The organism is Tolumonas osonensis (genome assembly GCF_014202415.1).
In the GTDB taxonomy this organism is placed as follows: Bacteria; Pseudomonadota; Gammaproteobacteria; order Enterobacterales; family Aeromonadaceae; genus Tolumonas; species Tolumonas osonensis.
Map to the genome: position 1 here is coordinate 78,238 of NZ_JACHGR010000011.1, position 13,683 is coordinate 91,920.

Below are 13,683 nucleotides of genomic sequence, written 5' to 3' on the forward strand. Positions count from 1 at the left end.
AAGGAGCTGAACATGACAGTAGATCATATGGAAGACGTGTGCGAAGCCTGTGGTTGTGTGGCTGAAGTTGGCACCATTATTCGGGATGGTGATGATATTGTGATGATTCCGGTGGAAGGTGATGATGAGGCGGATGCCCGCGCGCGTCAGGAACGTTACATCGAAGTGGCCAAACTGGCCTGTCCGGAAGTCCTGGTCAGCAGTGAGCTGCAAACGGTGGAAGATGGCGTCGTGCTGAATACCACACTGCAATTTACCTGCACCGCAGAGAAGATGATTTTCGAAATGCGCGCACGTTCTGTGCGTTAATTTCTGTTCCGCCGCCATTTTTCTCCTCTCTGGCGGCGGTTTCCGCCTTTTTCCACCCTTTCCACCTCCTCGTTTTATATCTCCGGCTTACAGCCGTGTAGGATATTTGCCATAGTTACTGTAAGCCTGAACGCTTATTTATGCAGGTTTTCATGACGCCCAAATAACTATCCTTATGATTTATGTGATATTTTTTGTTTTTATCGTAAGTGATTTGGCATAAATGATGAATTGGGCCACTTGTGAGAAACCGGCAAATCTTTAGTATTACTTCTGCAGGACGCGCTGCGGCTTCTCAGGATAAGAAGCCTGTCAGGATGACAAGAGATGCCTCTGGATGGAGTGGTTGTTACTCAGGACGAGTGACTGTCAGGATGACAAAGGATACTTCAGGATGAAGTCGGTGCTGCTCAGGACAGAGTAGCCGTCAGGATGACAAGGGATACCTCCGGATGAGGTCTGTCACTCAGGATGAGTGGCTGTCAGGATGACAAAGGAACACTCCGGATGGAGTGGTTGTTACTCAGGATGAGTAGCAAGCCGGGATGGCAACAGGATGCACCACAGGATGTGGTAATCAGGAGCTCTTCACGGATGAAGAAAGTAACGGTCACGGATTGATTGTTACGCAGGATGCTTAAAAGGATGTCCCGATGGATCGGGAAGGGCCTTCAGGGATGAGATAAGACGATGCCGCATCGTCGCAGGCTTGGGCAACCAAGACTTTCTAAGGGGTGACCAAGGTCGCCCTTTTATTTTTTCTGCTTTCCGCACCTGGATAAACTCCGGACGAACCTCCGTCCGCCCGAAGTCTGCAGGGGCTGTTCCGTGTTAACCTTTCAGTTTTAATGCCAGTGTGGCAACGAGTTTCCCTTGGTAACGGGCAATGGCCAATTCACGGGCATCCGGTTGCCGTGAACCATCTCCGCCAGCGTAGGTGGTGGCACCATATGGTGTACCGCCACTGACATGACTGATATCAAACATTTCCGCAGTGCCATAGCCAATGGGCACAATGACCATGCCGTGATGCGCCAGTGTGGTCCAGGTGGAGGTAATGGTCATTTCCTGGCCGCCACCGACCCCGGTAGAGGCAAACACACTGGCCAGTTTGCCGATGAGTGCACCCTTGGCCCAGAGGCCCCCGGTCTGATCGAGAAAATTACGCATTTGCCCGGTCATATTGCCGAACCGGGTCGGAACCCCGAAAATGATGGCGTCATAGTCGACCAGTTCGGCCGGCGTGGCGACTGGGGCCGCCTGTTCGGTTTTCCCGCCGACGGCGGCAAACCGGGCCGGATCCATGGTTTCCGGCACCCGTTTGATGGTGACTTCAACTCCGCTTACTTCCCGCGCGCCGTCGGCAACACTGTTTGCCATGGTTTCGATATGACCATACATGGAATGATAGAGCACTAATAATTTAGCCATTTTTGTTCCCTTTTGTAATCAATGAAGGGCGTATCATTCACTTCGGGTACGCCGGATGTAATCTGGTCACAATAAGCGTAGTTCAAAATTTGCCAGTGTCCTGGCTTCTGGCGGCAGGATGGGGAGAACACTCAATTGCCGGATCAGCAATAATCCGGCAGAGTGGGGGGTTATAGCTTGTTAAACTCTTTATCGAAGCGATAGCGGCTGGAAGTCACGTAGCGCTCCATTGCCTGCAGGCGCTGGTCGAGTTGCTGCATGCGTTCGTTCAGCTGGCGGGCCCGCTGTGCGGTGTCTTCACCATAACCAAATTGCGGGCGGATGCCTGCGGATGGCGGCAGGTGGGTGGGCTGCTTTTCCAGCAGAAATACACCGGCCAGATAGACCAGCACGCCCAGACTGCCACTGAATACAAACAGCGTGATCATCAGAATGCGCACCAGCCAGACCGGCTGGCCATAATATTCCGCCACGCCGGCACAGACACCGCCCAGCCAGGCCTGATTGCTGCTGCGGTATAATTTACGGTCAGGACTGTTCATGTTCTGTCTCCCCTTATGAAGGGCGGTGATTGCGATTCTCGTCATAACGGCGCCAATCCGGCTGCTGTACATCGAGAATGGTTTCCAGCGTGGTAATGCGCTGCTCCAGCCGGTTGGCCAGCGCCAGCGCATCTTCCAGCTGCTGGCGTTCTTCCGTGGATAAACCGCGGTTAATCCGGGATTGGGTCCAGTAATGCAGGATCAGCCATACCGGCGCCACCAGTGCCAGAAACACCACCGCCGGCACAAAAAAGAACATCATCAGTGACATTAATGCTCACTCCTCTGGTTGGTCATGCTGGCCTTCAGGGCTTCCAGTTCCGACTCAACCTTATCGTTACGTGCCAATTCCGTAAACTCGTCGTGCAGGGAACGGGTCCGGCCCAGATCGTGCGCTTCAACCTGTGCTTCCATGTTGTCCATTTTACGCTCGTAGGCCTCGAATTTACGGAATGCCTCTTCCAGTTTCTCCCGGTTACTGCTGCGACGGATATCCATACGGGAACGACTGGTCTGTTCGCGGGCCAGCAGCGATTGCTGTTTGGCTTTGGCATCATCCAGTTTTTGCTGCAACTGCGCGATTTCATCGTTCAATACAATCAGCTGTTCCTCTATCACTTTTAGCTCACGCTCGGCCATTTGCAATGTTTCTTCGACCGCCTGTTTTTCTGCCAGCGCTGCCCGGGCCAGATCGTCACGTCCTTTGCTCAGCGCCAGTCTGGCTTTGCTCTCCCAGTCAATAACATCATGCTGCAGGCGTTGCAGACGTCGTTCCTGTTCTTTGCGATCGGCCAGCACGCGGGCGGAACTGGTGCGGACCTCTACCAGCGTTTCTTCCATCTCCTGAATCATCATCCGGACCATTTTGGCCGGGTCTTCCGCACGATCCAGTAACGCTGTCAGGTTGGAATTAATAATGTCGCTGAAGCGGGAAAATATGCCCATGATGAACTCCTGTTAGTGGATTGACCTCTGTAATAAAGCGAAAGATGTGCCAATTTTATAACTTATTGTTTTTACGTGGTTTATTCTTCCAGATTCAAAAATCGTTTATTTTTGTTGGAAAAGCAGGCAATTTCGGCCATATATATGGTTAATAAAACCAAATTTGATGGCTTTTATGACCATACCGAAACAGCAGATCATCGGCAGCTCGGAGATCTGGCATCAGCTGCTGCAGCGAGCCTCTCAGGTTGCGTTACTGAACCGTCCTGTCTTAATCGTGGGTGAGCGGGGTACAGGAAAAGAACTGATCGCCGAACGCATTCACTATCTGTCATCCCGCTGGCAGCGACCTTATCTGCAGATCAATTGTGCCGCGATGCAGGAAAATCTGCTGGAGTCAGAACTGTTCGGACATGAAGCCGGGGCATTTACCGGCGCAACACGCAGCCGATCCGGCTTGTTTGAACGAGCCGATGGCGGCACCCTGTTTCTGGATGAACTGGCTACCGCCAGCCTGCCGGTGCAGGAAAAACTGCTGCGGGTGATCGAATATGGCCGTTTCGAACGACTGGGGGGTAGTAAGACGCTGCAGGTCGATGTCCGGGTTGTCGCGGCGTGCAATGAAGATCTGCCGACCCTGGTCGAGCAGGGGCGATTCCGGGGCGATTTACTGGATCGACTGGCATTTGATGTCCTGAATTTACCGCCGCTACGTTATCGCAGAGAAGATATCAGCGAACTGGCGGAACATTTTGCGCTGCGGATGTGCCGTGAGCTGGGCTATGACTATTTTCCCGGCTTTACGGCGCAGGCAAGGCAGCAGTTGCTGGAATATGACTGGCCCGGCAATGTGCGAGAACTGAAAAACGTGGTTGAACGCAGCATTTACCGGCATGCCGATCCGCTCACGCTGGTACGGGATATCGTACTCGATCCGTTCGGCAGTCCGTGGCGCAGTTTCCCGACTGACACAAGCTCCCGGACGGCTGACCCTCCCGGGCTGGCATCGCCGGAGCAAGCGGCCATACCGGTGTCCTGTGATTTAAAAGCCGAACTGGCTGCTCTGGAGCAAAAACTGATCCGCCAGATGCTGGAGCTGCAGCATTTTCATCAGCGGCGTACCGCAGAGGCGCTGGGGTTAACGTATGATCAGCTGCGGGCGGCATTACGCAAATATCCACAACTGCTTATCCGGTCGCGCGCAGGCAGAAACTGATGTCATTTAAAGCTGATCCGCTTGTAGGATATTTGCCATACTTCTTGTGCGATGAATCAGCGTCGTATTTATCCCTTTGCTATCTACCTGTATGAAATAAAATAGATTTTTGTTATTTGATATCTGTTATCAATATCTTTTTTGCAGTATAAGCCACCACCATTTTGCCGATAACTGACTACTATTATTCATAGGAAGAGATGAAGCGAATCTGAATGAATCGCTATTCAGGGACGGAAAGAAAAAGGTAACACCCTGCCGGAGGCAGGTATTAAGGACACCCCGAATGGAATGCGGGATAACCGGTGACGGAACAGCGGTTATGCAGGAGGCGGGCCGGGAAAGTGATCTCACGGATGAATGGATGCCTGCAAGGAAGCCTGCGCTGTGTGCAATAACCATCTGCTACACGTAACGTAATCTTCGGTTTAGGCGACCGATGCCTGTAAAGGGGGTGACATGAAGTCGCCCCTTCGTTTTTTAACGACTTTCTTGATCTGAACCGGCACGGGAAAACGGTAATGATGTTTAAATTATGCATCATTATCTGTTTGTCTGTTCAGGAGCTTAACATGAGTCAATCAGTACACGGCCACGACGTGATGCATATGATGCTGGAGCTGGGTGGTCAGTTCACCCGTGACAGTCTGAAAGCCGCCATCGAAGTCCGTTTTGGTGAAGAAACCCGTTTTCATACCTGCAGTGCGGAAGATATGACTGCTGAGCAGCTCATTGATTTTCTGCAGGCGAAAGGCAAATTTGTTGCCACAGATGCCGGTTTTAATACCCGTGAAGAGCATATCTGCCAGCACTGATCAGATGTGTTATACGCAGAATTCCTCCCAGGACGCTGTCATGGTGGCGCCGCCCTGGGGTGATTGTTTTTCAGAAGTTAAACCGGTAATAAAGGTTGTAGGATTCAATACCGGCGTTGTGTGAGCTGAACCCCGCATTCGAATAATGTAAGGCCTGTGCGCCGATGGTATGGCGCTGATAGAGGCGGACGCCAACACCGAACCGATCTTCGAAATTGACACTGGAACCCAGTTCACGGTCTTCTATCTTATTCCGGCTGAAAGCAGCCAGACCAATACCCGCTTCAAGAAACGGTTGTACGTCAGCGCCACGCGCACCAAATTCCCAGGTCAGCACCGGCGATGCAGACAAGCTGTGGGTATTAACCATATCCTTGCTGTCCCAGTAGGTATAGCCCACCGTCCAGTAGCCGCTCAGTCTGCCTGCGTCCGTATCAAACCAGCTTTGTTGCCAGGGAAACTGTATCCCGGCGCGGTACGTGATAGTGCTATCTCCGGAATGCCCCAGAGCCAGAGAAATATCGGTTGCCATACTTGCTGTACTGAGACATAACGCGATTCCACCTAGTACGGAAGTCAAAGGTCGGATCTGGGTTTTTGATATAACAGACATGCTGCACCTCCTGCAGAACAGGCCCCGGTCGTGTTCTGATTCATGTGGATGCCACTGCACTAATTATAGTTTTATTCCTGAAGAATGCTGTTATACGGGACGGCGTTGCCTGAGGTTCCTTGTTCTGCCAGACTAGTACTGTTTTAACCATTTTTTATTTTGCCTTTCTTTTGGATTACAGCATATGAGTGTGATTACTGCGGCAGTGATGTTATTTCTAATCATGGATCCTGTCGGCAACCTGCCTATCTTTTTATCCATTTTGCGGAACTTGCCTGCCGAACGTCGTCGTAAAGTGATGATCCGGGAATTATTGATCTCGCTGGCCGTGATGCTGCTGTTCCTGTTTGCAGGTCAGGAACTGCTGAATCTGCTGAATCTGAAACAGGAAGCGGTCAGTATTGCCGGTGGTATTGTGCTGTTCCTGATCGCACTGCGCATGATCTTCCCCGGGGAAGGTGGTGTGACCGGTTTGCCTGAAGGTGAAGAGCCTCTGATTGTGCCGATGGCGATCCCAATGATTGCCGGCCCGTCCATTCTGGCAGCTCTGGTGCTGTTATCGCATCAGTATCCGGACCAGATGACCGACTGGGTGCTGGCACTGTTACTGTCATGGGGTGCGTCAGCCGTGATCCTGATGTTTTACGAGCAGGTGCATAAACTGTTGGGGGAACGGGTATTAACCGCCATGGAGCGTCTGATGGGGATGTTACTGGTGATGATTTCGGTACAGATGCTGCTGGATGGCGCGGTGCAATATCTGCATCGCTAATCAGTCCAACCGGCAAACGACCAATAAAAAGGAGGCATCAAGCCTCCTTTTGCATCATAGCGTACCGACTAACCGGTATTACGCATACCAGCAGCGATACCCGCGATCGTCACCATCAGCGCCTGGTCGACCTTCGGATGTACCACATCCGGTGTCGCACGGGAACGGTGTAACAATTCCACCTGCAGTACGTTCAATGGGTCAGTGTAAGGGTTACGCAGTTTGATGGATTCCTGGATCCATGGCTGCTCATCCAGCAGTTCACCTTTCTTCGGACGCAGTTGCAGAACCACATCGATTGAATCCTGCAGTTCCTGGCGCAGACGTTTACCCAGTGGCCAGAGATTCTCTGTCGCCAGACGCTGGTCGTAGTATTCTGCCAGCCACAGATCCGCTTTCAGGAACACCATCTCCAGCATTTCCAGACGGGTGTGGAAGAATGGCCATTGCTGATCCATTTCTTTCAGCAGATTGTCTTTGCCGCTATCAATGACTGCCTGCAGCGCGACATGCGCACCCAGCCAGGATGGCAGCATCAGACGGTTCTGTGTCCAGGCGAAAATCCACGGAATCGCACGAAGTGATTCCACGCCACCATTCGGCTTACGCTTGGACGGACGTGAACCCAGCGGCAGTTTGCCCAGTTCCATTTCCGGCGTTGCAGCCCGGAAATAAGGCACGAAATCCGGTTCATCACGCACGACGCTACGGTAATGCTGGCAGGAGATCTCTGACAGCGTATCCATCACGTCATACCATTCGGCTTTTGGCTTCGGTGGTGGCAACAGGTTCGCTTCCAGTACCGCACTGGTGTACAGCTTGAAGTTGTGGATAGCGACTTCCGGCAAACCGAACTTGAAGCGGATCATCTCGCCCTGTTCAGTCACCCGGAAACCACCTTTCAGCGATCCTGGCGGCTGAGACAGAATCGCCTGATGTGCAGGTCCGCCGCCGCGGCCGATAGTACCGCCACGACCATGGAACAGGGTCAGTTTCAGATCTTCACGTTCGGCAATTGCCACCAGATCTTCCATTGCCCGATATTGCGCCCAGCCTGCGGCCATCATGCCGGCATCTTTGGCCGAGTCGGAGTAACCGATCATCACGTACTGCTGACCGCGAATATAGTTGCGATACCATTCCACCGACAGCAGACGGTTCAGAACGGCCGCTGCGTTTTGCAGGTCGTTCTGGGTTTCGAACAATGGCGCGATTGGCATGTGGAACTTGCAGCCGACCTCTTTCAGCAGCAGTTGTACCGCCAGTACGTCAGAAGGCTGACGCGCCATTGAAATGATGTAAATACCGAAGGCATCCGGATCGGTCTGTGCGATCACGCGGCAGGTATCAATGACTTCCTGCGATTCTGCGCTTGGCTGCCAGTTGGCCGGCAGCAACGGACGACGGGATTCCAGCTCTTTCAGCAGGAATTCCTGTTTCTCGGCTTCGCTCCACAGTGCATAGTCACCCAGATTCAGATACTGAGTCAGCTCAGAGAGTACCTGACCATGACGTTCGCCATCCTGACGGATATCCAGCTTCAGCAGGTTAACGCCGAAGCAGGCCAGCTTACGCAGCACGTCCAGCAGCATGCCATCCGCGATGATGCTCATGCCGCAAGCCTGCAGGGAGCGGTAGCACAGTTCCAGCGGTTCACGCAGCTGTTCGGTGCGGGTGATCAGGTCACGGTTCTCGGTGTACTGGCCCTGCAGCTTCGCAGTGACCGCCTGCTGTGTTTCACGCAGGGCATCACGGACGACACGCAGGATCGCACGGTACGGCTCGCTGCATTCACCAACGCGCTGACGCAGTTCATCGCTGCAGTCAGTCATCGACAGTTCCGATACCAGTTCCTGAATATCGGTCAGGAACAGATTGATTGCCACCCAGCGGGAAAGCAGCAACACTTCCTGCGTTACTTTGGCGGTTACGAACGGGTTACCGTCCCGGTCACCACCCATCCAGGAGGCAATACGGATCGGATGGGCACGCAGCGGTAAGCGAATACCGAAACTCTCCTGTAAGCGGTCGTCCAGCTGACGCAGGTACAGCGGGATCGCCGGCCACAGATTGTTTTCAATTACCGCAAAACCCCATTTTGCTTCATCAACCGGAGTTGGACGCTGTTCACGGATTTCATTGGTATGCCAGGACTGATTCACCAGCTGCTCAATGCGGTGCAGGATGAATTTAGATTCACGCGGAGTCAGATCCTGCAGTTCCAGCTCTTCCAGACATTCGTTCAGCTGCACATGCTTATGGATCAGCGTGCGACGGGTCACTTCGGTCGGGTGCGCAGTCAGCACCAACTCAATATCCAGCTCACAAACGGTGTCGATGATTTCCTGTTGCGACAGGTTGGCGCTTTTTAATTTATCGAACAGTTTATCCAGCGTATCCTGTGTCGTGTGCAGCTCACCCTGACGGGACATGGAGTGGAATTGTTCTGCCACGTTGGCCAGGTTCAGGAATTGACTGAATGCGCGCGCGACAGGTAATAATTCGTCATCGCTCAGATTTTTCAGCGTAGAGATCAGCTTCTGTCTGTCTTCTTCATTACCCTGACGGGATGATTTAGCCAGTTGACGAATATTTTCAATCTTGCCGAGAAACTCCTCGCCAAGATGCTCCTTAATGGTTTTGCCCAGTAACTGGCCTAACATGCCTACATTACCGCGCAACGCCGCGTACATATCACTCATTAATGTCGTCCTTCCTTTGTAGTGGCGGGGTACAGCCTTTACCCCGCAAACGGTCCAAATTATCAGTATTCTTAATATCAGATCAAATAGTGAACGTCATAAAAATGCAAAAAATTGCATAAACGGCTACAAACAGAAACGTCGCACCAGATGCTGAATTAATTCGGTAGTGGGTTTAACAAAGGATAGATCAAGATACTCATCAGGCTGGTGCGCCTGCGTAATATATCCCGGACCCATCACGATCGTTTCACAACCTAATTGCTGAATGAATGGTGCTTCGGTGCAATAGTTCACGACCTCGGCTTTGTTACCACTCAGCTGTTCTGCTTCTTTGACAAATGCTGAGTTTTCATCACAGCCATAGGGTGGCACCGGTTCATGCAGATGTTCCAGACTGATGGCGCCTGGGAACTCGTCTTCCACCGGTGCCAGATGACGTTTCAATTCGGCAATCAAATCATCCGGCATGACGCCGGGAATCGGACGGAAATCAATGCACAGCTCGCACCCGCCGCAAATGCGGTTGGCGCTGTCACCGCCATGAATGCTGCCCAGATTCAGCGTCGGGTAGGGCACATCAAAATGCGCATTATGGTATTTCTGTTTCAGTTCCTGTTGCAGCGCCAGCACCTGTGTCAGCACCTTGTGCATGATTTCGATGGCATTGACGCCGTTCGCCGGATTAGATGAGTGCCCGCTTTTGCCGGTAACGCGGATCGACTCCGACATATGACCTTTATGCATAAATACCGGCACCAGTCCGGTCGGCTCACCAATCACCGCATAATCCGGGCGGATAGGGTGCGCATCTGCAATAGCCTTGGCGCCGGCCATACTGGTTTCTTCATCTGCCGTAGCCAGAATGCGCAGCGGTTTTTTCAACTGCGTTAAATCGATGCCTTTCAGTGCTTCAGCAATAAAGACAAAGAAGCCTTTCATATCGATCGTGCCAAGACCATAAATACGGTCACCGTCCTGCGTGAGCTTGAACGGATCTTTCTGCCAACGGCCGGCATCGAAAGGAACAGTATCGGTGTGTCCGGCAAGGAGCAATCCGCCATCACCACTGCCAAGCGTTGCGATCAGATTGAATTTTCCTGCAGTACCGGGTACCGGAGTGATATCGATCTCCATGCCTGATTTTTCAAACCAGGATGCCAGCAGTTCAATAACATCTTTATTACTCTGATCCCAGGCTGGGTCTGTGCTGCTGATCGATGGCAGCGCGATAATATCGCGGTACATCTGAAAAAAATCGGGATTACTCATGTTTCCTCCTTGCGCGGCACAGTTTAATTTGGTAAATAATAGAAATGCAATCGAAATGCATAAATATTAAGTTGTGAAGGCGGTTCAGGGCGTCTTCAGTCACGGGGCATCCAATATGTTCATTCAGCAATTTTTCATCACACGACGATATATTTCTGTCTGAATCTGCCACACTATGTGCCGCAGAAGTCCCATTTCACTTCGCTACGAATTAATCTGAATTTTGAGATAAATGGAAAGCGCTATGCTTAATGTCGTAATTATTGGTGCCAGTGGCTATGCCGGAGCTGAATTAGCCTTATTAGTACACAAACATCCTGAGCTTAACCTGAAAGGGCTTTATGTGTCTGCAGGTAGTCAGGATGCCAACAAACCTTTTTCCGCCTTGCATCCGCAGTGCCTGGGCCTGGTCGATCTGCCGGTGAAGCCGCTGGATGACGCCGGCATGCAGGAAGCCAAAACCGGCACTGATCTGATCTGTCTGGCCACGGCGCATGAAGTCAGTATGAACCTGGCGCCGCAGTTCCTGACAGCAGGCATTCCGGTGTTCGATCTGTCCGGTGCGTTCCGTGTGCAGCAGGACGGTTTTTACGACAAATACTACGGTTTCACTCACGATCAACCGGAATGGCTGTCTAAGGCTGTGTATGGTCTGGCTGAGTGGAATGCAGAACAAATCAAGCAAACCGATCTGGTTGCTGTTGCCGGTTGTTATCCAACCGCCTCACTGCTGGCGCTGAAACCACTGATGGCAGCAGGCCTTATCAAGGCTGATACCACGCCCATCATCAATGCGGTATCCGGTGTGTCCGGCGCAGGTCGTAAAGCAGCTATCGGTACCAGCTTCTGCGAAGTCAGCCTGAACCCGTACGGTGTATTCAACCACCGTCATCAGCCTGAAATCAGCTATCATCTGGGTGGTAAAGTGGTATTCCAGCCACATCTGGGCAATTTTGTCCGCGGTATTCTGGCAACTATCTATGTGCAACTGGCTGACGGCGTAACCGAAGAACAGGTCAATGCCGCATATCAGCAGGCATACAGCAACAGTCCGATTGTGCGTTTAAGCAAACAATGGCCATCCATCCGTGGCGTAGCCGGTACCCCATTCTGTGATCTGCACTGGCAAATGCAGGACGGATTACTGATCGTTGGCTCGGCAATCGATAACTTGTTGAAAGGTGCCTCTTCTCAGGCGCTGCAATGTATTAACCTACGGTTTGGTTTCGAACCAACACTGGGCCTGATGTAAGTACAAGGAAAGTAGCAATGACACAACAAGTTCCGTTGATTATCAAACTCGGTGGCGCCCTGCTGGAAACAGAAGGGGCACTGACGGCTTTCATCGGTGGCATTCAGAGTTTCCTGAAACAGTTTCCCCGTCCGCTGGTTCTGGTTCATGGCGGTGGTTGTCTGGTTGACGACCTGCTGAAAGCATTGGGTAAAACCAGCACCAAGAAAAACGGTCTGCGTGTTACCCCGCTTGATCAGATCCCTTACGTAGTCGGTGCACTGGCTGGTACCGCAAACAAACAAATGATGGCTGAGGCGATTGCTCAGGGCCTGAATCCGGTCGGCTTGTCCCTGGCGGATGGTGGCCTGTGCGAAGTCACCCAGCTTGATCCTGAACTGGGCGCAGTCGGTGACTGCAAACCGAAGAATCCGGCATTGCTGAAAGCGTTGCTGGCGCAGAATTTCCTACCGGTCATCAGTTCTATCGGTATTACCGCACAAGGTGAACTGATGAATGTGAACGCGGACCAGGCGGCCATTGCGCTGGCGGAGCTGCTGGATGCCGACCTGCTGATGCTGTCTGATGTTGTCGGTATTCTGGATGCCAACAAACAGCTTATCCCTGAACTGGATCCGGCTAAAACAGAACAGCTGGTCGCGGATGGTGTGATCACTGATGGTATGGCTGTGAAAGTAAAAGCGGCCCTGCAGGTCTCTGCCGCGATTCAGAAACCAATTGTTGTTGCCAGCTGGCGTGATCCGGAACTGTTAGTAAAGCTTGCTAACGGTGAGGCAGCAGGTACTCGTCTCCAAGCTTAATAAATGGATTGTTAAGGAGCGCAGCGATGCGTCATCTGTTAGATACTACTGAGTTCAATAAAAGCGAATTAGAGGCCCTGATCGCATTAGGTCGGGAAATGAAAGCGAATCCGGCGGCATTCCGCACCGGACTGGCTGGAAAAAACATCGTAACGCTGTTTGAGAAGCAGTCTCTGCGTACCCGTGTGACGTTTGATATTGGTATCAATCGTCTGGGCGGTCATGCGGTGTATCTGGATCAGCAGAATGGCGTCATGGGACAGCGTGAATCGGTAAAAGATTTTGCGATGAACCTGTCCCGCTGGTGTGATGGCATTGTGGCTCGCGTGTTTGATCATAAAACCTTACTGGGTTTACGCGAACATGCCACTGTACCGGTCGTTAACTCGCTGTGTAACCTTTATCATCCATGTCAGGCGCTGGCGGATTTCATGACCATTGCCGAGAACTACGATGATCTGAGCAAGGTAAAGCTGGCCTATCTGGGCGACGGCAACAACGTTGCGCATTCCCTGCTGATCACCGGCGCCATTCTGGGTACCGATGTGACGGTGGTGTCCCCGAAAGGTTCCGGTCCGGATGCACAGATTTTTAATCTGGCAGCGGAACTGGCGCGCAAATCAGGCGCGAAACTGGCCGTTACAGACAACTGTGCCGATATTCGTGGTTTTGATGTCGCGTACACGGATACCTGGGTTTCCATGGGTGACAATACCCCGATGGACGCAGTGAAAGACAAGTTCATGCCATACCAGATTAATCAGGCATTATTGGATAACACCGGTATTCGCCATGTATTACATTGCCAGCCTGCTCACCGCGAGCTGGAAATCACCTCTGAAGTGATGGATGGCCCATCCTCACTGATCATGGATGAAGCCGAAAATCGCATGCACATCCAGAATGCGATTCTCTACACCCTGATCAATCAGGCATAATTTTAAGGGAGCCGCAAAAGTGGCTCCTTTTTCTTAATAGCCTCGTTACACTAAGCATTACCGCAAGAATTCAAGA

14 protein-coding genes are annotated in these 13,683 nt (G+C 52.0%); 7 read left to right on the forward strand and 7 right to left on the reverse strand.

Going from position 1 to position 13,683, the window contains the following annotated elements:
- Positions 1-12: 12 nt before the first annotated feature.
- The gene (locus HNR75_RS14390) at positions 13-309 is read left to right on the forward strand and encodes a YfcZ/YiiS family protein (RefSeq protein ID WP_188027684.1); all 297 of its coding nucleotides are present in this window, start codon (positions 13-15) and stop codon (positions 307-309) included.
- Positions 310-1,140: 831 nt separating this feature from the next.
- Here the strand turns inward: HNR75_RS14390 and wrbA are convergent.
- From wrbA to pspA, 4 genes are all read right to left on the reverse strand, one after another.
- Complete coding sequence (gene wrbA / locus HNR75_RS14395) at positions 1,141-1,740, reverse strand: NAD(P)H:quinone oxidoreductase (protein WP_188027685.1); 600 nt, start codon at positions 1,738-1,740, stop codon at positions 1,141-1,143.
- A 170-nt stretch (positions 1,741-1,910) separates the two neighbouring features.
- Entirely contained in the window at positions 1,911-2,282 is a 372-nt protein-coding gene (pspC, locus tag HNR75_RS14400) for an envelope stress response membrane protein PspC (RefSeq protein ID WP_188027686.1), read from the reverse strand.
- Positions 2,283-2,295: 13 nt separating this feature from the next.
- Positions 2,296-2,553 (reverse strand): envelope stress response membrane protein PspB, encoded by a 258-nt coding sequence (gene pspB, locus HNR75_RS14405; RefSeq protein ID WP_188027687.1) that lies wholly within the window; start codon positions 2,551-2,553, stop codon positions 2,296-2,298.
- On the reverse strand, positions 2,553-3,227 hold the full coding sequence (gene pspA, locus HNR75_RS14410) for a phage shock protein PspA (protein WP_188027688.1): 675 nt from the start codon (positions 3,225-3,227) through the stop codon (positions 2,553-2,555). The genes pspB and pspA overlap by 1 nt, the downstream gene beginning before the upstream one ends.
- 175 nt (positions 3,228-3,402) lie before the next feature.
- Between pspA and pspF the strand changes: the two genes are divergently transcribed.
- Positions 3,403-4,443, forward strand: coding sequence for a phage shock protein operon transcriptional activator (gene pspF, locus HNR75_RS14415; protein ID WP_188027689.1), 1,041 nt, complete (start codon positions 3,403-3,405; stop codon positions 4,441-4,443).
- A 572-nt stretch (positions 4,444-5,015) separates the two neighbouring features.
- Positions 5,016-5,258, forward strand: a complete 243-nt coding sequence (locus tag HNR75_RS14420) for a YecH family metal-binding protein (RefSeq protein WP_188027690.1) — start codon at positions 5,016-5,018, stop codon at positions 5,256-5,258.
- A gap of 70 nt (positions 5,259-5,328) precedes the next feature.
- On the opposite strand, the gene HNR75_RS14425 is transcribed toward HNR75_RS14420, so the two are convergent.
- The gene (locus HNR75_RS14425; protein WP_188027691.1) at positions 5,329-5,871 is read right to left on the reverse strand and encodes an acyloxyacyl hydrolase; all 543 of its coding nucleotides are present in this window, start codon (positions 5,869-5,871) and stop codon (positions 5,329-5,331) included.
- Between the two features lie 184 nt (positions 5,872-6,055).
- On the opposite strand from HNR75_RS14425, the gene HNR75_RS14430 reads away from it, so the two are divergent.
- On the forward strand, positions 6,056-6,643 hold the full coding sequence (locus HNR75_RS14430; RefSeq protein ID WP_188027692.1) for a YhgN family NAAT transporter: 588 nt from the start codon (positions 6,056-6,058) through the stop codon (positions 6,641-6,643).
- 68 nt (positions 6,644-6,711) lie between these two features.
- Here the strand turns inward: HNR75_RS14430 and ppc are convergent, their stop codons facing one another.
- Both ppc and argE read right to left on the reverse strand, forming a co-directional pair.
- On the reverse strand, positions 6,712-9,345 hold the full coding sequence (ppc, locus tag HNR75_RS14435) for a phosphoenolpyruvate carboxylase (protein ID WP_188027693.1): 2,634 nt from the start codon (positions 9,343-9,345) through the stop codon (positions 6,712-6,714).
- A 126-nt stretch (positions 9,346-9,471) separates the two neighbouring features.
- Positions 9,472-10,617, reverse strand: coding sequence for an acetylornithine deacetylase (gene argE / locus HNR75_RS14440; protein WP_188027694.1), 1,146 nt, complete (start codon positions 10,615-10,617; stop codon positions 9,472-9,474).
- Positions 10,618-10,861: 244 nt separating this feature from the next.
- Here argE and argC point away from each other — a divergent pair, with 244 nt between their 5' ends.
- Genes argC through HNR75_RS14455 form a run of 3 tightly spaced genes read left to right on the forward strand, consistent with a single transcriptional unit; the run spans position 10,862 to position 13,607 of the window.
- Positions 10,862-11,869, forward strand: a complete 1,008-nt coding sequence (gene argC, locus HNR75_RS14445; protein ID WP_188027695.1) for an N-acetyl-gamma-glutamyl-phosphate reductase — start codon at positions 10,862-10,864, stop codon at positions 11,867-11,869.
- Positions 11,870-11,886: 17 nt separating this feature from the next.
- Positions 11,887-12,669, forward strand: a complete 783-nt coding sequence (argB, locus tag HNR75_RS14450; RefSeq protein ID WP_188027696.1) for an acetylglutamate kinase — start codon at positions 11,887-11,889, stop codon at positions 12,667-12,669.
- Between the two features lie 26 nt (positions 12,670-12,695).
- On the forward strand, positions 12,696-13,607 hold the full coding sequence (locus HNR75_RS14455; protein WP_188027697.1) for an ornithine carbamoyltransferase: 912 nt from the start codon (positions 12,696-12,698) through the stop codon (positions 13,605-13,607).
- The last annotated feature ends 76 nt before the right edge of the window (positions 13,608-13,683 follow it).